The following is a 23,176-nucleotide window of genomic DNA, read 5'->3' on the forward strand; positions in this document are numbered from 1 at the left end:
ACACTTCTCCGTCGGAAATGCCGGCTCAGACGCCGGCGAAGCCGAACACCACACCCACCACGGCAGAGCCGAGAATGAACACGATGGGGTGCAGGTCCTTCACTTTTTTCACGTTGTTGGTCAGCACCAGCAGCACCGCCGCCAGCACAAAGCCCTTTCCGTTGATGCTGCCGCCGAAGGAAAAGCTGTTCAGCAGCTGGCCGCCGGAAGTCGCAATGTGCAGCAGCACCTCGAAAATCACGCTGATGCAGGCCGCGCCGATCAGGCCCGTGGAGGCGGGGCGCAGGCCGTAGAACGCCATGCTCACATAGCGGTTGTCCTTGAAGCTCTTGAGCAGCATGGCCACCAGCAGAATGACGATGATGGAGGGCGTAATCTCGCCTACGGTGGCAATCACCGCGCCGGGGATGCCGCTGACCGTAAAGCCCACATAGGTGGCCATGTTGATGCCGATGGGGCCGGGGGTGGACTCAGACACCGCCAGCATGTTCATCAGTTCGCCGTAGGTGTACCAGCCGGTGGTCTCGCCGATGTCCTTCAGGAAAGGCAGCGTGGCCATGCCTCCGCCGATGGCGAACAGGCCGGTTTTGAAAAATTCCCAATAAAGCCGCAGCAGCGTCATTTCTTCTTCGCCTCCAATTCTTTCAGCACGATACCCGCCAGGGCGGAAATCACCACAAACCACACCGGCGACACGTCCAGCAGCGTGCTGCCCAGCAGCACCACGATGAAAATCACGGCGGTCCGCTTATCCACCACCGACTTTTTCAGCAGCTTGCGCACGCTGTTGAAAATCAATACGCAGACGCACACCTGAATGCCGGCAAAGGCGTTCTGCACCCAGGTGAGGTGGGAAAAGTTGGTGATCAGGCCCGCCAGGATGGAAATGATCACCAGGGACGGGAACACCACGCCCAGGGTGGCCACGATGCCGCCCACGATGCCCTTTTGCTTCTGGCCGATGAAGGTGGACACATTCACGGCGATGATGCCGGGGGTGCACTGGCTGATGGCGTAGTAGTCCACCAGCTCCTCCTCCGTGGCCCAGTGCTGGTGATCCACCACCTCACGCTGGAGAATGGGCAGCATGGCCATGCCGCCGCCGAAGGTGATGGCGCCCATTTTCGCAAAGCTCCAGAACAGGATCCATAGTTCTTTCATTGAAATCTCCTCTTTTCTCTCGGATGATTACTCCACATAGCCGTACATGCCCCGGACGGATACCTCGCCGGAGCGGACGGTAAAGGTCTTGCCCTCTTCGTCCCGGACCACCAGGCTGAACTGATCGTCCACGTCCACGGCGGTCACCGCCTGCCGGGAGCCGTCGGGCCGCACCAGCTGCACCTGCTTTCCCACGTTCACGCAGTCCCGCCGGTACACCGCCAGATACTCCGACAGGTCGCCCCGCTTCAATGCGGCGTACAGCCGGTCCAGCGCGGCGATGAGGGCCGCCGACAGCGCCGCCCGGGAGACGGGCTTCCCCGTCACCTGCAGCAGCGAGGTGGCCATGGCCGCCACGTCCTCCGTGAAGTCCTCCGGCTGCTGGAGCACGTTGATGCCGATGCCCACCACCAGATACTGCAGGCGGCCGGTCTCGCCCTCCATGCTCATCTCCGTCAGGATGCCGCAGATTTTCTTTCCGTTGACCACCGGGTCATTGGGCCACTTCAGCTGCGGCCGGATGCCGCAGACCTGCTCCGCAGCCTCGCACACTGCCACGCCGGCCAGCGCCGTGATGGGCAGGAACCGCTCCGGCGCCATGCCGGGCCGCAGCAGCGCCGTCAGGTAAATGCCCTTTCCCTTGGGGGACTGGAACCGCCGCTCCATCCGCCCCCGCCCGGCGGTCTGGCTGTCCGCAATGACCACCGTGCCGTCCGCCGCGCCGGTGAGGGCCAGCTTCTTGGCATAGGTGTTGGTGGAGTCCAGCTCGTCGAAGCAGCGCAGCTCCCGGCCCACCGTCTCCGTGGCGGGCAGATGGCTGCGGACCTCCTCCTCCGTCAGCAGGTCCGGCACCGACACCAGCCGGTAGCCCTGGCCGGTGCGGGCCTCAATGACATAGCCCTCCTTCCGCAGGGCGTCCACCGCCTTCCAGATGGCGGTCCGGGACAGGCCCAGCTGTTCACTGACCTGCTCGCCGGAGACAAAGGCGCCGGGTCTGGCCCGCAGCATGGCCAGCATGGTCTGTTTACTCATCATCGCACCTCATTTCCGCTGTTTTCCAATGGCAGAATGTAGTCTATCACGTTTTGCCCCCGCTTGTAAACCTCCCCGGGAAATTTCTGTGACAGTTCGGCGGGGCTGTCCGGCCAACCGCTCAAATCCCCCCGGCATCCGTGCCGGGGGGATTGGGCTCAGCCGGCGTCAGGGGACGCTTCCGGGACTTCCGGCGGTTCTTCTCCGGAGGGCGTGACAGCCTCCGGCGTCTGCCGCTCCGGAGCAGGGGCGTCCGGCACCTCCGCCGGGGCAGTCGCTTCCACCGCCGGAGGCAGGCTGCTTTTCAGCACCCCCTGCACCACCCAGCGGGTGGCATGGCCCCGGCCCGTGCAGGTGGACAGCGTCAGAATGGAGTCCGCTGTGGTGGGGACCACGCCGGTGTCGATCACCGACCGGCTGAGGCAGTCATCCAGAAACGCCTGCTTTTCCCCCTGGCTGTCAAAGCCGATCTGGTAGGTCAGCCCCTCCGTATCGGCTTCGTAGGCGGCAAAAATCTCGTAGCAGCGGCTGCCGCTGTCGGTGGTCACATAGATGCCGGGGTGGGCCGCCCAGTAGGACTGGGATTTGTAGTTTTTCAGGGTGCCGAACATGGAGCCGTTGTTCATGTTGTGGCCGTAGATCACCGTGTGGAAGTCCGACAGGTCGCCGCTGCTGCGGCACTCCATGAAGATGGCGCCCACGGCGCTCCGCTGTCCCTTCCAGGTACGCTCCAGGTAATAGTCGTTGTCCCCGTGCTGCAGCAGCGGATAGGACACCCGGGTGTTGGGAATCAGAAGCCAGCCCAGCACCTCACGGTTCACCTCCCGCAGGGCGGTGAAGTCCATATTCCGCAGGGCGTCCGCGTAGGGGTCCACGTACACCGGCTCCGGCGCCGCCGGGGCGGGGGTTTCCGGCGCCGCAGGCTCCTCCGGAGCCGCCGGCTCTTCAACGGCCTTCTCCGGCAGTTCCGGAAGCTCCGGCAGCTCCGCCAGGGTCTCCGCTTCGGCGTAGGCCGCCTCGCCTGCCTGGTAATCCAGCGCGGACCGGGCCACCATGGCCCCGCTGCCCAGAAACACTACGGCCAGCGCCAGCAGCACTCCGCGGCGCACGTTTTTTCCCATTTCCGCCCGCTCCTTTCCGTGATACGGCATCGCTCTCCGGGATTCATTATACTCCGCTTCGCCCCGGAACACAAGAAACGTCTGCCAAAAGCCCCCGGCCGGTTGGCCGGGGGCTTTTGCGCTGTCGGGATGGCTTCAGGCCGGGGAAATCAGGTCTCCTCTTCCTTCCGCTTTCTGCCGTTGATGGTCATCCAGCCCAGGCCCAGGCCGGACAGGGCAGCCGCCGCGGCCCACAGGGCCATGGCGTCGCCGGTCTTGGGCGGATCGACGGTCTTGTCGCCGGTGGGAACCTCGGTATCGGGAATGATGAACTCATCGTCGCCGTCACCGGGATTGGTGCCGCCGGAGCTGCCGCCGCCGGGCTGATCGCCGCCGGGAACAGGCTCATCGGGGATCACCGGCAGGCTGCCGTCATAGGTGTTGGTGATGGTCCAGGTGCTGTTCCGGACGCTCACCGAGGAGGTGTAGCCGTCGGGAACGTCGATCTCTTCCACGGTCCACTTGGCGGAATCGCTGAGATCCACCCACATGCACTTCCAGTTGTTGTCCGCGGACAGCTCCTGGTCGGCGTAGGCCTTGCCGTCCTTCAGCAGGCGGACGGTGATGCTGTCGGGACGGTCCTCGGCGGTGTCGCCCTTCCAGACCTTCTTCACGATGACGTCGGTGGTCTTGTCGCCGTCAGAGCCGGGATTTCCGGGCTGCGCAGGCTCATCGTCCACCAGGACGTAGCTCAGCACCAGCTTGTAGAGATGGTTCTCCTCCGCCAGCGCCACGGAGGTGACGTTCTCCGGGTTGGCGGCGTTCGGGTCGAAGCTGTAGGTCAGGCCGTCCTTCCCGCAGACTTTGTAGTCGCCGGGATTGGCAGTGACGGTCCTGCTCTCCGTCTCGCTCTTCAGGTCGCTGGTAACCACGTAGCTGGAAACCAGGGTGCCGTCATAGGCGGTGTGGGTGTAGTGGCACTCCACAACGTACAGGTACCTGGCAGGGGCCGCGTAGGTGTTGGTGATGACGCCGTTCTGATAGGTGACGGTGTAATCGTTGTTCTCGCCGAAGCTGACGGTGCCGCCGTTTCGGACCTCCGCGCCGGTGGCATCCAGCTCCCGGACCTCGTAATCATAGGCGTGGCCGTCGGAGGCGTACTTGTTCAGGTTCCTGTAGGTCTCAATGGGATAGGTGTTGCCGGCGGTGCGCTTCACCGTCTGCTGGCTGCCGGCCACCATCTGGCCGTCGCGGAACAGGGCCACGGAGATGCTGTCGGGATACGCCGGCTTGTAGTGGCCGGTGGTATCCATGACCCACACCTTCTCGGCGCCGGCGGTGACATCGGACTTCTGCTCAATGACATTGCGGATGGCGAAGGGCTGGCCCTCCACGGTCTTCCTGGTATAGCCGGGCACGCTCTCCTCATCCAGGGTGTAGGTGATCCTGGCGCCGCCTGCATCGAACTCCGGCAGGTCGGGAACCTTGATGCTCCAGGTGCTGCCGCTGGCAGCCACCTGCAGCGCCTCGCCGTTGAGGGTTGCGGTGACGCCGCCGTCATCGCTGACCAGGATTCTGCGCACGGAGCCGTCCGTGCCGGTCAGCACCAGGGTGATGTCGGGGCGGTCGGTGCCGGCGGGATCGGTCCAGTACTTGGTAATGGTGAGAGGCTCCAGGGTGCCGGAACGCCGGTTGGTCACGGCGGTGCCGGAGACGGCCTTGCTGTAGCCGGAGGGAACGGTGTACTCCTCCGCGGTGTAGACATAGCGGCGGGTCAGGTCCTGGCTGAACTGGGGTACCGTCACATAAGCGGTGTAGGTGCTGCCGTCGGCGCTGACTTCGGCGTCCGCCGTGGCGGTCACCGCGCCGTCCACCAGGGTGTCGGCCTTGACGGTGCCGTTGTCCTCATAGAACTTCACCGCCAGGGTGTGGGTACTCCAGGTGCCGGCCGCGTTGGGATACAGTCCGCCCTCCATGCCGGTCTGGAGCACACTGATGGTCACGTCGGGCCGGTCAGCGGCGGGGGTGCCGCCGTCGATCCAGGTCTTGGAGACGGGGACGCGGGTATCGGCGGGGTTGATGGTGTTCACCAGGCTGAAGCTGAACTTGCCGTTGTTCTGCAGGCCGCCGGTGACGGAGGCGGTGTAGCCCGGGAAAAGCTGCTCGCTGATCCGGTAGTCAATCCGCTGGCCCTCGCTGTCATAGGCGGGCAGGCCCTTCAGTTCTCCGGTGGTCTTGCCGTTTTCGATGGTGATGGTTTCGTTGTGCTTCACCCACTCCTGGTTCACCGCGTCATAGTACTCCACGTCGATGACCACGTTGCCCCGGTCGGTGGGATCGGGATCCACCCAGGACTTGGTGACGGTGATGTCGGTGGTGCCCTTGATGACGTTGGTGAAGGTCCAGGTGTTTCCGTTCTGCTCCGCGCCGGAGTCGTAGCCGGCCAGTTTATCCTCTTCCACCACGTAGTTGATCTTCTTCAGCTTGCCGTCGATCTCCTTATACTTATCCAGGTTCCGGAAGCTGTAGGTGGTGTTGCCCAGGATGGTGGCGGTGTTCAGCAGTTCTCCGGTGTCGCCGTCATACAGCCGGAAGGTGGCCTCCCTGGCGGCAACGTCCGCAGGCTGCTTCCAGTTCTTGTGGACGGTAACGGTGGTAGTGTCCTCCTGAGCGTTGGGGGTATTGGTGATGGTCTGGGCGTAGTTGCCGTTATTGTCGGTGGTCACCTTGCTGTAGGAGACGGTGTAGCCGCCGGGGACCCGCGCCTCCCGCACGGAATAGGAAATCAGGCCGCCCTTGGCGTCGTACTTGGGCAGACTTTCAAAGGTATAGCTGCCGTTTACGGTGGTCGCGGTGTCCTTCTCCGCGCCGTTGGCGTACAGGATCACGGACACCTCGCCGTGCTGCGCGTCCTCCACGTCAGCGCCCCAGACCTTGCTGGCGGTGAAGCTGACGGTGCCGGTGCGGGTGTTGACCACGTCGGAGCCCTCATAGCTCACCGCGTAGCCGTCGGGAACGTCGGTTTCCCGCACGGTGTAGCTGATGGCCCTGACGGCGGTGATCTCTGTGACGTTGCCCTCGCCGTCATAGCTGCAGGTGAAGGCGTAGCGGTCCAGGTCCTTGAATTCGTATTCCCAGTTGTTGGCGTCGCTGAGCCGGGCGGTGGTGCCCGTCGGCTGGCCGTCGGCGTACAGCTCCACCGTCACGGCGTCATGGGCGGCGGCATTGCCGTCACGCCAGATCTTGCTGCCGCTGACGGAGGTCTTTTCCTGTGCCACAGTGTTGGTCAGGGTCCACATCTCCACCGTGCCGGCCTTCGTATAGGCGGGAGCCTTGGCCTGCTGATAGCTGCCGGGGACTTCCTGCACCGAGTACTCGATCCGCTGACCCGCGGAATCATAGGTGGGCAGCTTCGGGTTCAGGCCGAAAAACTCCGTCCTGCCGGGGCTGACCTTACAGGTCTGGCCGGTCTCCTCGCCGTTGGCCAGCAGCTTCACCGTCACCTCGGAGCCGGTCATGCCCGCCGGCAGGATCCAGTCCTTGGTAACACTGACGATGGTATTGCCGCTGGCGGTATTGATGATGTGCAGGGGGTTCCCCGCGTCATAGCTGGTCGTCCAGCCGACCATCGACTCCTCCTCCACGGTGTACTCGTAGAGGTTGCCCTGGGCGTCCTTCTCGGGCAGGTTATGGAAGGTGTACTTCCAGAGGTCCGCCGTGCTGCCGGTATCCCAGTTGGTGGGAGAGACGATCACGTCCGTATACTCTCTGGAGGCGGCGTCGTAAACCTGGCCGTTCTGCAGCAGCGTCAGTTTGATGGAAGTGGCGGCGCTCTCATCCGCCGGCTTCAGCCAGGTCTTGGTGACGGTGACGTCGATCTTCTCAATGTGCAGGGGGTCGGTGACGGTGCCGTTCCGGAAGGAAGGCGCGCCCTGACCGTAGGCCAGCGTGAATTCCGTATTCTCCACGGCCTCATAGCCGTCGGGGACCGTCGTCTCGCTGAGGACATAGCTGTCGCCGGAGGGGATGGGCTTGGCGAAGGTCACCAGGCCGTTGGCGTCGGAGACGGCCTCCTCGCTCCAGGTATTGGCCGCGTTGGCCACTTCAAACTTGGCGCCGGCCAGCTGTTTGCCGTCCGCGCCCACCTTGGTGAAGCTCAGGGGCAGGGCGGCATAGCCCTTCACCGCCGGAACCTTGAAGTGCATGCTCAGCATCTTGTCGGTGCCGTCGGCAATGACGTTGCCGTCATCGTCCACGTACTGGGTATTGTCGTTGCTGTCCTTCTTGGTCAGATAGTAGTCCAGACGGGTCTCGCCGTTGGTCAGGTTCCACTGGTCTTCCAGCAGTTCCTTCAGTTTTTCGTTGGTGGCGGTGGGATTGGCCGCCTCAAGGGCGGTGATCAGACCGGCCACATTCAGCTTCACCCGGTACCGCAGGTGATAGGTGATGGTGCAGTCCATACCGGGCTGATAGTTGGTAATGGGGGCGCCGTTTTTGTCCACGATGGTGGTGGCTTCGCTGGCCAGATCCATCCGAAGGTTCCAGTTCAAGCCGTTGGCGTCATAAGTCACGGCGTTGTTGGCATGGGTGTTCAGGTCGGAAACGCTCACCAGGCTGATGTGCTCGCCCATGGGGTCCGTGACCTTCCAGGCGTCCACCGCCAGCATCATGCGGATGATAATCTCCTTGAAGGCAAGGCTCAGCTGATTCGCGTTAGTAGCCGCCACACACTTGTTGGAAAACTCGGTCATCCACTGAGACACGTTGTCTCCGGCGTCAAAGCAGATGGAGTAGAACGTGGTGTCCAGCGTATTGCGGATATAGAACGCACGGCGGGCCGGGTTGTCATAGTTTCTGTTATTCCGCATCGTGTAGCCGCTTTTCTCCGGCATAGGACGGGACCGACTGATATCGCCTGTATTCGCATTCGGCTGGCCGTCGGTCAGCAGCACCACGAACTTATTGTCCACGGAGGAAACCGCTTTGCCGCCCTGGTTGGCGTCCAGCAGCCACTCCGCATACATCAAACCGGCATCCGGGTTCGTGGAATAGTTTGTACCGAGGCTATTGATCCTGTTCGTCACGGTAGTCAGATTGGCCTTCGTGGCATCCTCATCCGAACCGTGCAGTTCAAACCAGTACCGCGGGTTTATTCTGTTGCCGAAATTCAGCATACTGGCGTTGCCGTTGAACTCCACCACAGCCACATACCGTGTGGCGTTGGGGTCCTTGTACGTTTCTCCCGTAAAGCCGGCATAGGTATTCAGGAAATTGGCCGCCTCGGCCTTTGCGGCCGCAAGACGGGTGTGTTCCGTAGCAACCTCAGTCGTAAGATTCTTGTGGGACGTGCAGTACACACAGTCCTTGGAATGATAGTAGGTATAATATCCTCCCCAATCATTGTAAATATAATGCTCGCCGCAGGTCGCGCACGCGCGCATGGAATCCGACGTATCGATCACCAGCACCACCGCCGCGTCGGGGCTCTTGGTGCTCTGCTCGATGGCCTCGTTGGTCTTCACTTTCAGCGCAATGTCGAACTCGTTCTCTGTGCCGGTGGGGAAGATCTCCTTGGAGATGGTCACCTTCGTCTTGGCCGGATCCTCGTTGTTCTTCACCACGGGGTTGGTGTTCGTGCCGATGACGAATTCTCCGCTCTCAGCATTGTAAGTGTAGTAGACCGGGCTGGCGTTGCCCTGAATCTGCTTTGCCCGCTGGTTCACCTGGGCATCGGTCTCCGTGCCCAGTGCCATTGTGCCTACCTGCAGCAGGCTGACGCTCATCACCGCCGCCAGAAAGGCCGACATGACCCTTCTGCCCAAACCGGTGGGACGTCTTTTCGCTTCCCGTTTTCCTCTTGCTCTTGCCATCATTTCGTTCTCCTTCCATTCACGAAGATCGAAATGCTTGGTGGCCGGGCTGGCATGGCGTTCGCCGCTTTAGCCCCCTTGGCTTTGCGTCCCGCGGTTTCCCGCAGTTTGCCGTTTCATTCATTTCTGCCTGTTTGCGGCTTTCGCCGCGTGGGATTGCCTGGTTCTTTTCAGCCGAACGCCGAAAGCTTGTTCTGCTCCGCCAGTTCATCGCTTAAGGCGCTGTCCATCAGATGGAACAGCTCCAGCGCGCTGCGGAACTTCTCCTCTTTCCTGCCTTCCAGCCAGGTTACGCTGCCCTGCCAGCTGGAGTTCTGCCGGAACAGCACCCGCAGAGTGAAGGTTCCGATCCTTCCCTCCCGGACCGCTGCGTCCGGTGGTTCCTCCACTGAGACGCCGCAGCCGCCTGAAAAACTCCGCGGCTGCGCATAGGCCTGCGGCAGCCGTGTGCCGTTCAGAAGCTCTTCCATCTTGCGGATGAACTCCATCAGACTGCGGAATTGCTCGCCTTCTGCCAGATAGGGATTGTACAGCCGTCCCGCCGGCACGCCGCGTTCGTCATATTGGTCCACGCAGACGATGGTGGTCCGGAACTCGTTGCCATACAGCCTGCCCTCCATCAGGGCACACCCCCTTTCCCGTTTTTACAGGCTCAGTATAGCATCCCTCCGTTACGCCGGGGGTTACAATTCTTTTCAGTGGATTCAAATCCCGGACGGAATATGCGACAATTTTTCATACACATTTTTATATATTTTGCCCAAATATTGCCATTCAGGGGAAAAAAGGGCCCGGCTCTCCCGGTTCCGGGAGAGTCGGGCATCGCTTTTGTAACCGGTCAGCCCAGCCGCCGCAGCAGCTGCTCCGGGTCCTCCGCGTTCTCCGCGGCGGTCCGGGTATCCACCCGGCCCTCCGCCGCCAGACGCTCCAGGTACTGGTCCATGCTGACCATGCCCTGGCTGGCGGAGGTGCGGATGACGTTGTCGATCTGGTGGGTCTTGCACTCCCGGATCATGTTGCGGATGGCGGGATTCATGTGCATGATCTCAAAGGCCGGGATCCGGCCGCCATCCCCCGCCGCCAGCAGCTTCTGGGACACCACCGTGTGCAGCACCGCCGCCAGCTGAACCCGGACCTGCCCCTGCTGGGCGGCGGGGAAGGCGTCGATCATGCGGTCGATGGTGTTCACCGCGCCCCCGGTGTGAAGGGTGGCGATGACCAGGTGCCCCGTCTCGGCGGCGGTGAGGGCGGTGCGGATGGTCTCCGGGTCCCGCATCTCCCCCAGCAGGATGACGTCCGGCGCCTGCCGCAGGCAGGCCCGCAGGGCGGAGAGATAGTCTGTGGTATCAATGGCGATCTCCCGCTGGGAGACGATGCTCTTGCGGTTCCGGTGCAGGTACTCCACCGGGTCCTCCAGCGTGATGATGTGCTTTTCCTGGGTCTGGTTGATACGGTCGATGATGCAGGCCTGGGTGGTGGATTTTCCGCTGCCGGCGCTGCCGGTGACCACCACGAAGCCGTGGCTCACCTCACTGAGGGCCATGACCTCCTCCGGGATGTTCAGTGTCCGGTAATCCGGAATGTCGAAGGATACCACCCGGACCACCGCCGCCAGGGAGCCTCTCTGGCAGTAAGCACTGACCCGGAACCGGGCCAGACCCGGCACGGCGAAGGAGAAGTCGTCATCGCCGGTTTTCTGATAGTGCTCCATGGGCCGGTCCGCCAGCCGGTAAAGCTCGGTGATGAGCCGCTCCGTCTCCGGCGGGAGAATCCGCCCGGAGCCCTCCCACATGGGGCAGACCCGGCCCTCCCGCTTGCAGCTGACCGGCGCACCCGCCACAATAAACAAATCGGAAGCCTGCAGCTCCACTGCCATTTCCAGATGATCCATCAATTCCATCATGATTCCCCCTTAATTTCCGTCCCATACCGCCAGGCTGCTGTCATACACCGCGTCATCCGCGGACACGGTCTCCCAGCGCAGGACCGAATATTCCCGTCCCTGAACCCGGACCTCCACCCGAAGCGCCCGGGTGTCCGAAACAGGGACCTGATACCTGTAAATTCCGTTTTCCGCCGTGACGCCCGCCGGCACTTCTCCGCTCCGGAGACGGGCCAGCACCGCTTCCGCCTCCGCCTCCGCCCGGTAACAGGCAGCCACCGCGTCGGCGCTCTTCCGGCTCAGCCGGTCGTCCGCCCGGACGGCGGACAGACTCAGCACCGCGAATACCGTCAGGCACAGCACCGCGAACACCGCCAGCAGAGTGGTGCCCCCCACCGGCGGCGGTGAAAATCCCCGCCGTGCCTTCATCACGCCGCCTCCTGACAGGCCGTTTCCAGCGTGAAGAGACAGCCGCCGCCCACTTCCCGGACGGTAATCCGGGCCCTGCGCAGCAGGCCGACCCCCGGCTCCTCCCGCAGCTCCGCCTCAAAGGCCGTGCGCTCCGGGTCCCCCGTCAGCGTCCAGTTTTCGTCCAGGCAGACGGTCCAGCCGTCTCCCTCCGGGGCGGTTTCATAGGGCGTCGGATGCGCCAGGTCGCCGCCGGCGGCCTTCCAGGTCTCCGCCAGCGTCTCAGCCCACAGCACCGCCCGGTCCCGCTGCTCCGCCTGCCGGCTCAGCCGGTCCGAAAGGGCAAAGGCCCGGAGGCAGATGGCCGCCGTCATGGCGAACAGCAGCAGCATCAGCGTCAGCTCCATCAGGGAAAGGGTGGTTCTGTCTCTCATGCCCCGTCCCCTCTCTCCCGGAGGAACAGCGACACCGCGGCCTCGCTGCCGTCGCCGGCCACCGCCTCGGCGGTCAGCAGTCCGTTCTCCTCCGTAAAACGCATCTCCGCCATGGAGACAATGATCTCCCCGTCCTCCGGCGCAAACGGCTCCCCCGCGGCGCAGAACAGCTCCCGCATGGCGCCGTCCCAGCAATAGAGGCGGGTCAGGTAGGTCTCTCCCTCAATCTCCTCGGCGAAGCACAGGGTGCTGTCCGGTCCGGCGAAGTCCTCCACCGTCACGCTGCCGGCGGCGCTCCGGACCCGGGTGGCCACATATTGCAGGGCGGTTCTGCGGTCAAAGGCCCGGGCGTCCCGCTCCGTCAGGCGGCGGCACACACCCGCCCCCGCCAGGAGAACCCCCAGCACCAGCACCGCGAACAAGGCGAACATCACCAGGGCCAGCAGCCCCTCCGTCCGCCGCGTATCCGCCTTTCCCACAGTCTCAGCCTCCGTTTCTCAGCACCGTAATCTCCGGCATCAGATTCTCCGCAAACACCGTGTAGGCCACGGTATAGCGCTCTTCGTCCACCTGCAGGCCGTAGTCCGCCTGCAGACGCTCCAGGTTGGGCGGATAGGCCCCCTCGGCGGCGTAGCAGGCCACGGCCGCTCTGCGGACCGCCTGCTCCATCTGCCGCAGCTCCTCCTCCGCCTGTCCGGCGTCCAGATTGCCCGCGGCACTCAGCAGCCACGCCGCCGCCAGCAGCGGCGCCAGCCATGTCAGGATTCTCAGCAGCTTTCGTTCCATGCTCTCACCCCAGCGCCGACATAATGTCCATCAGCGGCAGCATCACCGACAGAATCACCAGACCCACCAGCAACGCGCTCACCAGCACCAGCACCGGCTCCACCCGGGCCACCGCCTCCGCCAGGTGATTCTCGCTGTCCTCCGCCAGACGGCGGGCCAGCCGGGCCATCACCGTGTCCGCCGCGCCGGCCCGAACGCCTGCCGCCAGCAGGCGGCAGCAGTCCTCCGGCAGCACGCCGGTCTCCCGCAGGCTCTCCGTCAGGCTGCCGCCGGCGGCAATCCGCTCCCGGCAGCTGCGGCAGCGCTCCGCCGCCCTTTGGTTATCCCCCTGCAGTCCGGCAGCCAGATCCAGCGCCTCCTCCATGGGCAAGCCGGAGGCCAGCCCCATGGCCAGGGCCTGGGCCACCCGGGCCGTGGCGGTTTCCGCCGCCAGACCCCGGTCCCGCCGGGCCCACCACGCCAGAAGCCGCCGGCGCAGCCGCTCCGACAGAAGCAGGGCGGCGAGAGACGCCAGTGCCGCCGCCAGCAAACCCACCAGCAGCGGCATACACCGGTCCAGCAGACGGCCAAGGGTCAGCAGGCTGCCGGCCATGCCGCCCAGCCGGCCGCCCAGCGACGCGTACACATCTTCAAACACCGGCAGAACCCGGGTCAGCAGAATCACCGTCACCGCCAGCATCAGCAGTGCCAGAAGAACCGGATGCAGAAGGGCGCCGAGAATACCCTCCTCCATCCGGCTGCGGTTTTCATAGTGGTCCGCCAGGGCCCGCAGGGCCTCCTCGGTGCGGCCGGTGCGCTCGCCGCAGGCCACCAGGGCGCAGACATAGTCGGGAAACACGCCGCTTTCCTTCATGGCCTCCGAAAGCGGCGCGCCGTCCTCCACCCGGCCGGCCATCTGCTCCATCACCGGGGATTCGCCGTCCATCAGCCGCAGGCCCTCGCCGGCCCCCAGGCCGGCATTCAGCATCAGCGCCAGCTCCAGACACATTCCGGACAGCCGGCTGCTGCTCATCTTCTCCCGCTTCACAGTTTCACGTTCCCATCAATAGAGGTATTTGGCGGTATAGTTCTTTCCGTCGCCAATGTACTGCATGATCTCCCGGCTCTGCCGCCCGGTGGAGGCAAAGGTGGGGTCCATCCGCTGCCAGTTGACGCCGTCAAAGTAGATGGCCGCGTTGACCCAGCCGCTCTCCTCCGTCCAGACGTTGATCCACGCGTGGTAGATCGTTCCGGCGTAGCCCACCACCAGCTTGCAGGGCACGCCCTGGCAGCGGAGCATGGCGGTCATGACGGCGGCGTAGTCGAAGCAGATGCCCTTCTGTTTGTCCAGAACCGTGTCCAGCACCGGCAGATACCCGCTCTGCACGGAGTTGGCCAGGTCATAGTCATATTTGAAGTTGGTCACCACGTACTCGTAGACTGCCTTCACCTTGTCCAGGGGGTCTGTCAGGCCGGCGCACAACGCCGCCGCCCGGGCCACCGTGTTCTCCGCGGAAACCGCGTAGTTCACGTACTGGTTGGGCCGCAGGAAGGGGGCGAACTCGTTTTTCAGGGTCACCGAAAAGTTCACGGCCATCACGGAGGAATAGCGGTTGCCGCTGATGTTCTGATAAATGGTCACCGTGTAATGGCCGTCGCCGTCGGACAGGGGGAAGGTGTTCCAGGTGGTGTCACCGGGCTTCAGATCATAGGTATAGGTGGTGGTGGGGCCCTTCACCTGCAGCTTGACCTTCTTCTCCGAGGACTCCGTATACCGGGCCATCACGTAGCCGTCCGCGGTGTTGGAGTAGTCGATTCCCGCCTTCTGGTTCTCGTGGACCTTCACGCCGGAGGCCTCCGGCATCAGCAGGGTGGATACCGCCGGAACCGCGTCCGCCGCCAGGGGCGCCCGTTCCTCCGGGATGATCAGCTCCATCGCCCCATCCTCTTCCGGAACCTCAATGCCCTGGGGAAGATAGACGCCGCCGGCAAAGCCCTCCGGCAGCGCGGCCGCCCGGACACCTCCCGCGGCGCTTCCCAGCAGCAAAACGACTGCGATGGCCACAGTCAGACAGTGTTTTTTAGAAATCACACTATATTCTTCCTTTTGAACAAAATTATTTGTTTTATAACCAAATCAATAGTAACTGCTTTTCCCCGGCTTTGCAAGTACTTTTTGATATTTTATTTCAAAATAAAAAAATAATCGTATCTTCTCCCCTGATTTTAACAGCTTTTGATATTGCTTTTTTCTCGATTTCGTGTTAAAGTCAATTTATATGACACAATTGTCATTTTGGTTGACGTAAGAATGACGTTTTGTAAGCAGAGGTGATATTCTGATGAATCAGGATCGGCTGAATGTCCGGATGCTGGGAGGGCTGTCCCTCACCCAGGGCGGGCAGCGGGTGGATGACAGCGACAACCGCACCAAAAAGGTCTGGCTTCTTCTCTCCTACATGATTTATAACCGCGGCCGCTCTGTTTCCCAGGAGGAACTGATCGCCCTGCTGTGGGGGGAGGACCGCTCCAGCACCAATCCGCTGAACGCCCTGAAAACCATGTTCCATCGGGTCCGCTCCACGCTGGACAGGCTGTTCCCCTCCGCCGGCCACACTCTCATCATCCGGCGGGACGGCGGCTACGCCTGGAACAGCGATTTCCCCTGCACATTTGACGTGGAGGAGTTTGACCGGCTCTGCCGGCTCAGCGCCGCCGCTGAGGACGATGCCCGCCGGCTGGAGTATGATCTGGCGGCGCTGGAGCTGTACCGGGGCGATTTCCTGCCCAAGCTGTCCTCTGAGTCCTGGGTGATTCCCATCAGCGCCTACTACCACAACCTGTATCTGCGGACGGCGGGAGAGGCGCTGGAGCTGCTGGAGGCCCGGAACGAAATGGAAAAGGCGGCGGCCATCAGCCGCCGCGCCACGGAGATTGAACCCTATGACGAGTCCCTGTACCAGCACCTGATGCGGGAGCTGCTGGCGCTGGGGGACCTGAAGGCCGTCATCGCGGTCTATCAGGGAATGTCGGATCTGCTGTTCTCCACCTTCGGCATCATGCCCTCCGACGAGTCCAAGGCCCTTTACCGGCAGGCGGCCCGCACCTCCAATGACCAGTCGGTCACCCTGGGGTTCCTGCGGGAGCAGCTGCGGGAGGGAGATGACCTGCCCGGCGCCCTGTTCTGCGAATATGACTTCTTCCGCATCATCTACCGGGCCGAGGCCCGGTCCGTGGCCCGCACCGGCGACGCGGTGCACATCGGCCTGATTACCGTTACAGGCCATGAGGGACAGTCCCTCTCCAAGCGCAGCATGGATGTGTGCATGGAGAATCTGAAAAACCTGATGTGCCTCAATCTCCGCCGGGGCGACGTGGCCGCCCGGTGCAGCGTTTCCCAGTATATCGTCATGCTGCCCCAGGCCAACTACGAAAACGCCTGCATGGTGATGGAGCGCATTGTCCGGGCCTTTTTCCGCCAGTATCCCCACTCCCCCGCCCAGCTGCGCTACTCCGTGCAGCCTCTGGAGCCCAACTGAACGCACAAAAAACGCCCCCTTCCGGCGGAAGGGGGCGTTTTTTTACATTCGCGTCTCAGGCGGCCCGTCTGGAGCGGATCACCAGCAGCACCGCGATCATCAGCACCACGGCGATGGGCAGCGCCAGGAGGGTGGGGACGCCCACCCAGCCGAAGATGCCGGCCAGCAGGTAGCCCGCGCAGCTCACCGCCGCCGCGGTGATGGCGTAGGGCAGCTGGGTGGACACATGGTTCACGTGGTCGCACTGGGCGCCGGCGGAAGCCATGATGGTGGTGTCGGAAATGGGGCTGCAGTGGTCGCCGCAGACGGCGCCGGCCATGCAGGCGGAGATGCAGACGATGGCCAGGGGGTTATCCATGGAGAACACGTTCTGCACGATGGGGATCAGAATGCCGAAGGTGCCCCAGCTGGTGCCGGTGGCGAAGGCCAGCAGGCAGCCGATGAGGAACACGATGGCCGGCAGCAGCATCTGCATTCCGCCGGCGGAGGAGCGAACGAAGTCCCGGACGAAGAACTTGGCGCCCAGGGAGTCGGTCATGGCCTTCAGGCTCCAGGCAAACGTCAGGATCATGATGGCGGGAACCATGGCCTTGAAGCCCTCGGGGATGCAGCCCATCATCTCCTTGAAAGACAGGGAGCGGCGGATCAGGAAGTAGACAAAGGCCACCACCAGTGCAAAGGCGGAGCCAAGCATCAATCCCACGGAGGCGTCAGAGTTGGAGAAGGCCTCAATGAAGCCCGCGCCCTCGAAGAAGCCGCCGGAGTAGATCATGCCGATGACGCAGAACACCACCAGCACCACAATGGGCAGCACCAGATCCAGCACCCGGCCCTTCTCCTCGTTCACTTCCTCCTCCATCATGGCGTAGGGGTTGGAACCGGAGAACAGGTCGCCCTTGGCAGCGTTGCGCTCGTGAGCGCCCATGGGGCCGTAGTCGGCGTTCATCACCACCAGGCCGATCATCATCACGATGGTCAGCAGGGCGTAGAAGTTATAGGGGATGGCGCGGATAAACAGCGCCAGGCCCTGGCCGTCCTCGGCGAAGCCCGCCACGGCGGCGGCCCAGGAGGAGATGGGGGCGATGATGCAGATGGGGGCGGCGGTGGCGTCAATGATGTAAGCCAGCTTGGCACGGGACACCTGATACTTGTCGGTGATGGGCCGCATGACGGAGCCCACGGTGAGGCAGTTGAAATAGTCATCAATAAAGATCAGGCAGCCCAGCAGCACCGTAGCCAGCTGCGCGCCCACCCGGCTCCTGATGTGGGTCTGGGCCCAGCGTCCAAAGGCAGCGGAGCCGCCCGCCTTGTTCATCAGGCACACCATGGCGCCCAGGATCACCAGGAACACCAGAATGCCCACGTTGTAGCCGTCGGACAGGACGGAGACGATGCCGTCGCTGAACACGTGGATGACGGTGCCCTCAAAGCTGAAGTTGGAGTACAGCAGGCCGCCCACCAGGATGCCCACAAACAGGGAGGAATAGACCTCCTTGGTGATCAGCGCTAGGGCAATGGCGATGATGGGAGGCAGCAGCGCCCAGAAGGTGTTGTAGAACCGGCTCTCCGCCAGCACGTAGCCCGTTCCGTCACAGGCGGAGCAGGTGAAGGTGCCGCCGCAGTCCTCGCACTCCGGGTCCAGACCCAGGCAGGAGGCGCAGCCGCCGATGCCGCCGCACTGGCCGCACTCCACCCATTTGGTGCCCGCTTCCTCCGTGGGGTCTTCCGCGGCCGACGCGGTGACGGTCAGGCCCGTCACCAGCACCAGCAGCACTGCCAGCAGCGGCAGGACGCGGCGTTTGATGTTTCTCATGTTTCTCTCTCCTCTGAATTCCAGTGTCTGTGTCTCCACAGCAAAAAAATGGAGCCATGACCGCGTCATGACTCCATTCCACCGGTGTAGGACTCACGACAGCGCTCCGCCGGCGAACCGGCGACAGTCCGGAAGATGTTCTCTTCCGGCCCGGGTTCCGGTCCGCCAGGCTGCGGTATCCGGCCCCTCGGCGGTCGTCCCTTTCCCTCCGGTTACAGCCTGTCTTCCGCCGGAGGTACTGATGGCGCCCGCGCCTCTATCATGCTCTTGCATTGTGGTTTCATTATAGTATACTTCCCGGAGATGTCAACGCTTTTCCGGGATTTTTTCCATCTTTTGTCCGTGCTGTGTGTGCACTCTGCCCGGGGTGTCAGGCGTCCTGCCGCCGGCAGAACCTTGGCGCGGGGCGAATTCATTTCGCCCGTACATTTCAATTACCGGAGGGTGGAGCTGCCAACGGGCGTAAAGCCAAAAAGAGAAAGACACGACTTGCGTCGTGTCTTTCTCTTTGGTGGAGACAAGGAGGATCGAACTCCTGACCTCATGACTGCCAGTCATGCGCTCTCCCGGTTAGATCGGTTACATACCCCTCTAAATCGGGCCAATAGAGCGTTCAATACGCGGGACACCCCACCAAAAGCCGCAAAACCATCGGCGTTTTTCTTGAAATTCATTATAGCTGGGGCCAGACCGCATATCAATACTAAATTTGAAAACAAGCTCGATACCGCAATTCCCTTTTCGCATGGTATAATTTCCTTGTTCCATAGCGAAAGGGGGTGTTGAGTATGGAGAAAGAATATATAGCTGGTGAGCCGCAAAGATATGAGATCGGCAATCGCGTTTTTATCGTGGAGCCCCGTTATGATAAAAACGGTGAAAGTATGTCGGACATCCTGTTAAAGCTGATGATGGCCGATGTCGATGAAAAAATGTGGAACGAAGGCCACCGCGAAAAAATCTAATCTAAAATTAAATCCGAGTTGTCAAGCAAGGTATTTATTCTAAAACAATTTCATATTGAGCATTACGCCGCCCGAGTGAGACTATGGGCGGCGTTTTCATACACCACAACTTGAAAGGAGGAGTCCCTTATCTGCTGCCAGCCATCGGGCTGGCTTTTTTCATTTCAAGACAAAGGAGGTTTGACATTGGCAGACGATAAAAAGAATATCGGCCCCGAGGCAGAAACGACTGACACGGCCCCCGCGCAGGAGCAGCCTGCTCCCGGCAAGGCCGAGCCCGTTGTGGCAGATCCCGCCCCGGCTGAAAAGGCAGCTCCCGCAGAAAAGGCGGAGCCCACCGTCCCGGAGGCTCCCAGCCCTGCGGCTCCCGAGCCGCTCAAGCCCGACAAGGAGGCCAAGCAGACTGCCACCCCGGACAAGAGTGATCCTGCCCCTGCTCCCTCTGGCAAGGTGGTGGATTTCGCCGCCGCCCGTGAGGAGGCCGGAAAGGACAAGGCCCCGAAGGAAAAGGCTCCCAAGCAGAAAACCACGGAGTCGAAGGACAAAGCAGCGGCCAAGGCCAGCAAGGGCCGCCCGGCAAAGGCTGACAAGGCGGCCCCCGACAAGGCCAAGCCGCCCACGCGAGACAAGATGTCCCAAAGTAAGGCTGCCCCGGAAAATGCTGCACCCAATCCGCAGGAGGCTCCCGCCCCTGCCGCGCCGGAGCAGCCCGCCGCGCCCCGTGACGCTACCCGCGCAGAAAAAGAGGAAATTGTCTACCTCAATCTGTCCGAGCTGCGCCCGTTCAAAAACCATCCCTTTGGTGTCCGTGACGATGCCGAGATGCAGGGCCTTGTGGAGTCCGTCCGGGCAAGTGGTGTAAACCAGCCCGCGCTGGTGCGCCCCACCGAGGATGGCGGGTATGAGATCATCGCGGGCCACCGCCGCCAGAGGGCAAGCGAGCTGGCCGGGTTTGTGAATATGCCCTGTATTGTCCGTAACATGACCGATGACGAGGCCATCCTCGCTATGACGGATGACAACCTGCGCCACCGCGAAAAGATTTTGCCCACGGAAAAGGCACAGTCTTTGAAAATGCAGGTGGAGGCCATCAAGCACCAAGGCGCTCGTCCCGGTGAGGACGCACAGGAGGCGGGTAAACGCTCCACGCAGATCGTGGGTGATCGCAACGGCATGAACTACAAACAGGTACAGCGGTATATCCGCTTGACCGAGCTGGTGCCGGATTTGCAGAAAATGCTGGACGAAAAAAAGCTGGCATTTACCCCCGCCGTGGAGATTTCCTTTATCCGGCCCAAACATCAGAAGTATATCGCCGTGTCCATTGAGGGCCAGCAGTCCTCTCCGTCCCTATCCCAAGCCCAGCGGCTCCGCAAGCTGGATCAAGAGGGCAAGCTGAACGGCGATGTGATCGACGGCATTTTGATGGAAGAAAAGAAGGAGGTTGATAAGGTGATTATCAATAGCGCGGAACTGGAAAAGTATTTCGGCAAGGACAAGTCCCCCCGTCAGATGAAGGATCAGATCATGGCCCTGCTGGATGACTGGAAGGCCAAGCAGCCCCCCGAGCTGGGCAAGCCCGAAAAGAAAACGGATAAGAGCCTGTAACCTCGAGACAATTTGTCCCGAGGTTTTTTCATTGAATGGAGGTTTTAACAATGAAACGACCCCTCGCATATATCACCGCTGCGTGGTGCGGCAGCGATGCCGAAAACGCAAAACAGGCGGCGCAGTATTGCCGCAGCGTGTATGAGGCGGGCTTTTCGCCCATCTGCCCCACGCTGTTCCATCCCCTGTTCCTCAATGATGCCATTCCCGAGGAGCATAAAAGCGGGATCGACATGGCCCGTAATCTGCTCAAACGCTCTCATGTGCTGGTGGTGTGCGGCCATACCGTCACCGAGGCTATGAAGAACGATATTGCTGTTGCCCAGCGGCTGGGTATCACGGCAACCACGCTGGAGGGCATCTTGACGGTCAAGGGACAGGGCCGCCGCTGATATGGCGGCCCTGCTGGAAGCCTACATTACCAACCTCGGCAAATATGCCGAGGGGCAGCTTGTGGGCGAAACGCTGAAATTTCCCACCACGGCGGAGGAGGTACAGTCCCTCTTAAAGCGCATCGGCGTGGACGGCATACGGTATGAGGAGATTTTCATAACCAGCTTTGACGGCGATGTACTGGGGCTGCATGAGCACTTGGGCGAATATGAAAGCATTGACGAGCTCAACTATCTGGCCGCGCTGCTGTCGGAAATGGATCAGAGCGATATAGAAAAGTTTGAGGCGGTCATAGACGCTGGCGAATACACAGGTAGCGTAAAAGACTTAATCAACCTCACGCAAAATCTGGATTGCTTTGAGTTCTATTCCGGTGTCCGTAGTGACGAGGAGCTGGGCCGTATGTATGTGCTGGAGTTCGGCGGTGTGGAAGTCCCGGAACACCTCATTGATTATATCGACTATGAGGCATACGGGCGGGATGTGCGGATCAATGACGGCGGCCACTATGCCCCCGGTGGATATGTGGCCGACAACCGCAGCAGCTTTATAGAGCACTACACGGGCCGGGATGACATTCCCGACGAGCACCGCGTTTTCTCCATGCCCAAGCTGTCCATCCGGGAGCAGATGTCAGCTTTCAAGGAAATTATAGACCGTTCCTCGCTGGAGGGGGAACGGAAACGGCCCACGCTGGGCCATACGGAACGATAACCCCACCTTGGGACAACTTGTCCCGAGGTGAGAAAGGAGGCGGCATAGCTGATAGAAGAAGATATTTCCCGGCGTACTGTTGCAGTTTCCGTCCGGGCCAGTAAGCTGACGGCGCGGAGCCTTGCCTATGTGGTGGCCGCTGTGGGGCGCAAAATCGCCAAAGAACACCGCGCCCGGCAGATCCCTCACGGCAAACAGACGGTCAAGCAACTTATGCGGCATGGCGTGTCTACCAACAGTCTGGAGCTGTCCGGCGATACCAAAAGTTTTGACCGGGTGGCCCGGAAGTGGAATGTGGATTATGCCTTTTACAAGACAGGCCCGGACAAATACCTGTTGTTTTTCAAGGCGGGACAGGCTGATGCCATGACCGCCTGTTTCTCGGAGTATTCCAAAAAGGTGCTGAACAAGTCCAAGTCCAGGCGCATCCCCATCCGGGATCAGATCAAGCGGGCCGGAGATCAGCTCACCCGTGAAAAGCCCAAACAGCGGGAGCGTGTGAAGGAGGCGGCGCATGAAAACAGATAAGCTCCGAAAATTCCTCATTCCCAATATCCCGTATGTGTTCATCGGCTGGGCGTTCCTCAAATTGAGTACGGCCTATCGGCTGGCCGCTGGTGCGGGTTTCCTAACAAAAGTGATGGGGATCGGCCAGACTATCGGCCCGGCCTTTGCCGATTTCGCGCCGGGGCTAAACCCTGTTGACTGGCTGGTTGGTATCGTGGGAGCCGTGGCGTTCCGTCTGTTCATCCACATGAAAAGTAAAAAAGCCAAGAAGTTCCGGCGTGACGAGGAGTACGGCTCGGCCCGGTGGGGAAACGAAAAGGACATCAAGCCCTTTGTCGATCCCAAGTTTGAAAACAATGTCATTCTGACCGGGACGGAGTTTCTCACCATGAACACCCGGCCCAAGATCCCGGCCAACGCCCGAAACCTCAATACCTGTGTCATCGGATCGTCCGGCTCGGGCAAAACCCGCTTTTGGCTCACGCCCCAGCTTTTACAGGCCCATTCCTCTTTCGTGGTGGTAGACCCGAAGGGCGGCGTCCTGTCCCAAGTGGGCAGCTTTCTCCAAAAGCGGGGGTACAAAATCAAGGTATTCAACAGCATCGACTTCTCCAAGTCCATGCACTATAACCCGCTGGCGTATATCAAGAACGAGTCCGACATCCTAAAGTTCGTCAATGCCCTTATTTCCAACACCAAGGGCGAGGGCAAAGAGGGCGATCCGTTCTGGACGAAGGCCGAAACGCTCCTATACTGCGCCCTGCTGGGCTATATCATTTTCGAGGGCGCGGAGGAAGATCGCAATATGAATACGCTGGTGGACATGATCTCCGGCATGGAGGTCAAGGCCAAGAAAAAGCTGGCAAAGCAGAAACCGCCGAAAAAGTCCGGCCCCGTGAAAAAGGCGGGCCGGGCGGCGGGTGCAACCGTTCATGGGTATGTGCATGGCAAGCTATATGAGGTAGAGCATGAGAATGTCGGCACC

At 61.6% G+C, this 23,176-nt stretch carries 21 protein-coding genes and 2 riboswitches; of the genes, 7 read left to right on the forward strand and 14 right to left on the reverse strand.

The features are described from left to right. Nucleotides 1–25: 25 nt before the first annotated feature. The 13 genes from SOX55_RS06505 to SOX55_RS06565 form a co-directional block, all read right to left on the reverse strand. Nucleotides 26–622: a chromate transporter gene (locus tag SOX55_RS06505; RefSeq protein WP_325286628.1), complete on the reverse strand. Its 597-nt coding sequence runs from the start codon at nt 620–622 to the stop codon at nt 26–28. Beyond that, entirely contained in the window at nt 619–1,161 is a 543-nt protein-coding gene (locus tag SOX55_RS06510; RefSeq protein WP_325286629.1) for a chromate transporter, read from the reverse strand. Before SOX55_RS06510 ends, SOX55_RS06505 begins: the two co-directional genes overlap by 4 nt. 27 nt (nt 1,162–1,188) lie before the next feature. After that, nucleotides 1,189–2,196, reverse strand: coding sequence for a biotin--[acetyl-CoA-carboxylase] ligase (locus SOX55_RS06515; protein WP_325286630.1), 1,008 nt, complete (start codon nt 2,194–2,196; stop codon nt 1,189–1,191). Nucleotides 2,197–2,351: 155 nt separating this feature from the next. Then, nucleotides 2,352–3,314: a class B sortase gene (srtB, locus tag SOX55_RS06520; protein ID WP_325286631.1), complete on the reverse strand. Its 963-nt coding sequence runs from the start codon at nt 3,312–3,314 to the stop codon at nt 2,352–2,354. A gap of 149 nt (nt 3,315–3,463) precedes the next feature. Then, nucleotides 3,464–9,100 (reverse strand): Cna B-type domain-containing protein, encoded by a 5,637-nt coding sequence (locus tag SOX55_RS06525; protein WP_325286632.1) that lies wholly within the window; start codon nt 9,098–9,100, stop codon nt 3,464–3,466. Between the two features lie 99 nt (nt 9,101–9,199). Next, a riboswitch (cyclic di-GMP riboswitch) is annotated at nt 9,200–9,286 on the reverse strand. Nucleotides 9,287–9,333: 47 nt separating this feature from the next. Then, complete coding sequence (locus SOX55_RS06530) at nt 9,334–9,783, reverse strand: hypothetical protein (RefSeq protein WP_325286633.1); 450 nt, start codon at nt 9,781–9,783, stop codon at nt 9,334–9,336. Between the two features lie 218 nt (nt 9,784–10,001). Beyond that, nucleotides 10,002–11,063: a type IV pilus twitching motility protein PilT gene (locus tag SOX55_RS06535; protein ID WP_325286647.1), complete on the reverse strand. Its 1,062-nt coding sequence runs from the start codon at nt 11,061–11,063 to the stop codon at nt 10,002–10,004. A 12-nt stretch (nt 11,064–11,075) separates the two neighbouring features. After that, nucleotides 11,076–11,474, reverse strand: a complete 399-nt coding sequence (locus SOX55_RS06540; protein WP_325286634.1) for a hypothetical protein — start codon at nt 11,472–11,474, stop codon at nt 11,076–11,078. Further along, entirely contained in the window at nt 11,474–11,887 is a 414-nt protein-coding gene (locus SOX55_RS06545) for a hypothetical protein (protein WP_325286635.1), read from the reverse strand. The genes SOX55_RS06540 and SOX55_RS06545 overlap by 1 nt, the downstream gene beginning before the upstream one ends. Continuing rightward, nucleotides 11,884–12,366: a DUF4860 domain-containing protein gene (locus tag SOX55_RS06550; protein WP_325286636.1), complete on the reverse strand. Its 483-nt coding sequence runs from the start codon at nt 12,364–12,366 to the stop codon at nt 11,884–11,886. Before SOX55_RS06550 ends, SOX55_RS06545 begins: the two co-directional genes overlap by 4 nt. A gap of 4 nt (nt 12,367–12,370) precedes the next feature. Then, a complete protein-coding gene (locus SOX55_RS06555) occupies nt 12,371–12,673 on the reverse strand; it encodes a hypothetical protein (protein ID WP_325286637.1) in 303 nt (100 codons plus the stop codon). A 4-nt stretch (nt 12,674–12,677) separates the two neighbouring features. Next, nucleotides 12,678–13,700, reverse strand: coding sequence for a type II secretion system F family protein (locus SOX55_RS06560; RefSeq protein ID WP_325286638.1), 1,023 nt, complete (start codon nt 13,698–13,700; stop codon nt 12,678–12,680). 15 nt (nt 13,701–13,715) lie between these two features. Next, complete coding sequence (locus tag SOX55_RS06565; RefSeq protein ID WP_325286639.1) at nt 13,716–14,744, reverse strand: transglutaminase-like domain-containing protein; 1,029 nt, start codon at nt 14,742–14,744, stop codon at nt 13,716–13,718. Nucleotides 14,745–14,994: 250 nt separating this feature from the next. Here SOX55_RS06565 and SOX55_RS06570 point away from each other — a divergent pair, with 250 nt between their 5' ends. Then, on the forward strand, nt 14,995–16,191 hold the full coding sequence (locus tag SOX55_RS06570; RefSeq protein ID WP_325286640.1) for an AfsR/SARP family transcriptional regulator: 1,197 nt from the start codon (nt 14,995–14,997) through the stop codon (nt 16,189–16,191). Between the two features lie 55 nt (nt 16,192–16,246). Here the strand turns inward: SOX55_RS06570 and SOX55_RS06575 are convergent, their stop codons facing one another. Continuing rightward, on the reverse strand, nt 16,247–18,004 hold the full coding sequence (locus SOX55_RS06575; protein WP_325286641.1) for a Na+/H+ antiporter NhaC family protein: 1,758 nt from the start codon (nt 18,002–18,004) through the stop codon (nt 16,247–16,249). 91 nt (nt 18,005–18,095) lie between these two features. Beyond that, nucleotides 18,096–18,271: riboswitch (Lysine riboswitch) on the reverse strand. A 521-nt stretch (nt 18,272–18,792) separates the two neighbouring features. Here SOX55_RS06575 and SOX55_RS06580 point away from each other — a divergent pair. From SOX55_RS06580 to SOX55_RS06605, 6 genes are all read left to right on the forward strand, one after another. Beyond that, on the forward strand, nt 18,793–18,969 hold the full coding sequence (locus SOX55_RS06580) for a hypothetical protein (RefSeq protein ID WP_015574152.1): 177 nt from the start codon (nt 18,793–18,795) through the stop codon (nt 18,967–18,969). A gap of 186 nt (nt 18,970–19,155) precedes the next feature. After that, nucleotides 19,156–20,577 (forward strand): ParB/RepB/Spo0J family partition protein, encoded by a 1,422-nt coding sequence (locus SOX55_RS06585; protein WP_087154058.1) that lies wholly within the window; start codon nt 19,156–19,158, stop codon nt 20,575–20,577. A gap of 50 nt (nt 20,578–20,627) precedes the next feature. Next, nucleotides 20,628–20,969, forward strand: coding sequence for a DUF7768 domain-containing protein (locus SOX55_RS06590; RefSeq protein WP_015574151.1), 342 nt, complete (start codon nt 20,628–20,630; stop codon nt 20,967–20,969). A gap of 1 nt (nt 20,970) precedes the next feature. Continuing rightward, nucleotides 20,971–21,684: an antirestriction protein ArdA gene (locus SOX55_RS06595; RefSeq protein ID WP_015574150.1), complete on the forward strand. Its 714-nt coding sequence runs from the start codon at nt 20,971–20,973 to the stop codon at nt 21,682–21,684. A 129-nt stretch (nt 21,685–21,813) separates the two neighbouring features. Further along, nucleotides 21,814–22,212: a PcfB family protein gene (locus SOX55_RS06600; protein ID WP_181966738.1), complete on the forward strand. Its 399-nt coding sequence runs from the start codon at nt 21,814–21,816 to the stop codon at nt 22,210–22,212. Beyond that, nucleotides 22,199–23,176 (forward strand): type IV secretory system conjugative DNA transfer family protein (locus SOX55_RS06605; RefSeq protein WP_325286642.1); only part of this gene is annotated, 978 nt, incomplete at its 3' end. The genes SOX55_RS06600 and SOX55_RS06605, both read left to right, overlap by 14 nt.

This window comes from Dysosmobacter sp. (assembly GCF_034093755.1).
In the GTDB taxonomy this organism is placed as follows: domain Bacteria; phylum Bacillota; class Clostridia; order Oscillospirales; family Oscillospiraceae; genus Oscillibacter.

Excerpts from the sequence above, each read along its gene's own strand:
- SOX55_RS06505 (WP_325286628.1), bottom strand. The coding sequence starts at position 622 with ATGACGCTGCTGCGGCTTTATTGGGAATTTTTCAAAACCGGCCTGTTC.
- SOX55_RS06510 (WP_325286629.1), bottom strand. The coding sequence starts at position 1,161 with ATGAAAGAACTATGGATCCTGTTCTGGAGCTTTGCGAAAATGGGCGCC.
- SOX55_RS06515 (WP_325286630.1), bottom strand. The coding sequence starts at position 2,196 with ATGATGAGTAAACAGACCATGCTGGCCATGCTGCGGGCCAGACCCGGC.
- srtB (WP_325286631.1), bottom strand. The coding sequence starts at position 3,314 with ATGGGAAAAAACGTGCGCCGCGGAGTGCTGCTGGCGCTGGCCGTAGTG.
- SOX55_RS06525 (WP_325286632.1), bottom strand. The coding sequence starts at position 9,100 with ATGTCGGCCTTTCTGGCGGCGGTGATGAGCGTCAGCCTGCTGCAGGTA.
- SOX55_RS06530 (WP_325286633.1), bottom strand. The coding sequence starts at position 9,783 with ATGGAGGGCAGGCTGTATGGCAACGAGTTCCGGACCACCATCGTCTGC.
- SOX55_RS06535 (WP_325286647.1), bottom strand. The coding sequence starts at position 11,063 with ATGGAATTGATGGATCATCTGGAAATGGCAGTGGAGCTGCAGGCTTCC.
- SOX55_RS06540 (WP_325286634.1), bottom strand. The coding sequence starts at position 11,474 with ATGAAGGCACGGCGGGGATTTTCACCGCCGCCGGTGGGGGGCACCACT.
- SOX55_RS06545 (WP_325286635.1), bottom strand. The coding sequence starts at position 11,887 with ATGAGAGACAGAACCACCCTTTCCCTGATGGAGCTGACGCTGATGCTG.
- SOX55_RS06555 (WP_325286637.1), bottom strand. The coding sequence starts at position 12,673 with ATGGAACGAAAGCTGCTGAGAATCCTGACATGGCTGGCGCCGCTGCTG.
- SOX55_RS06570 (WP_325286640.1), top strand. The coding sequence starts at position 14,995 with ATGAATCAGGATCGGCTGAATGTCCGGATGCTGGGAGGGCTGTCCCTC.
- SOX55_RS06575 (WP_325286641.1), bottom strand. The coding sequence starts at position 18,004 with ATGAGAAACATCAAACGCCGCGTCCTGCCGCTGCTGGCAGTGCTGCTG.
- SOX55_RS06580 (WP_015574152.1), top strand. The coding sequence starts at position 18,793 with ATGGAGAAAGAATATATAGCTGGTGAGCCGCAAAGATATGAGATCGGC.
- SOX55_RS06590 (WP_015574151.1), top strand. The coding sequence starts at position 20,628 with ATGAAACGACCCCTCGCATATATCACCGCTGCGTGGTGCGGCAGCGAT.
- SOX55_RS06595 (WP_015574150.1), top strand. The coding sequence starts at position 20,971 with ATGGCGGCCCTGCTGGAAGCCTACATTACCAACCTCGGCAAATATGCC.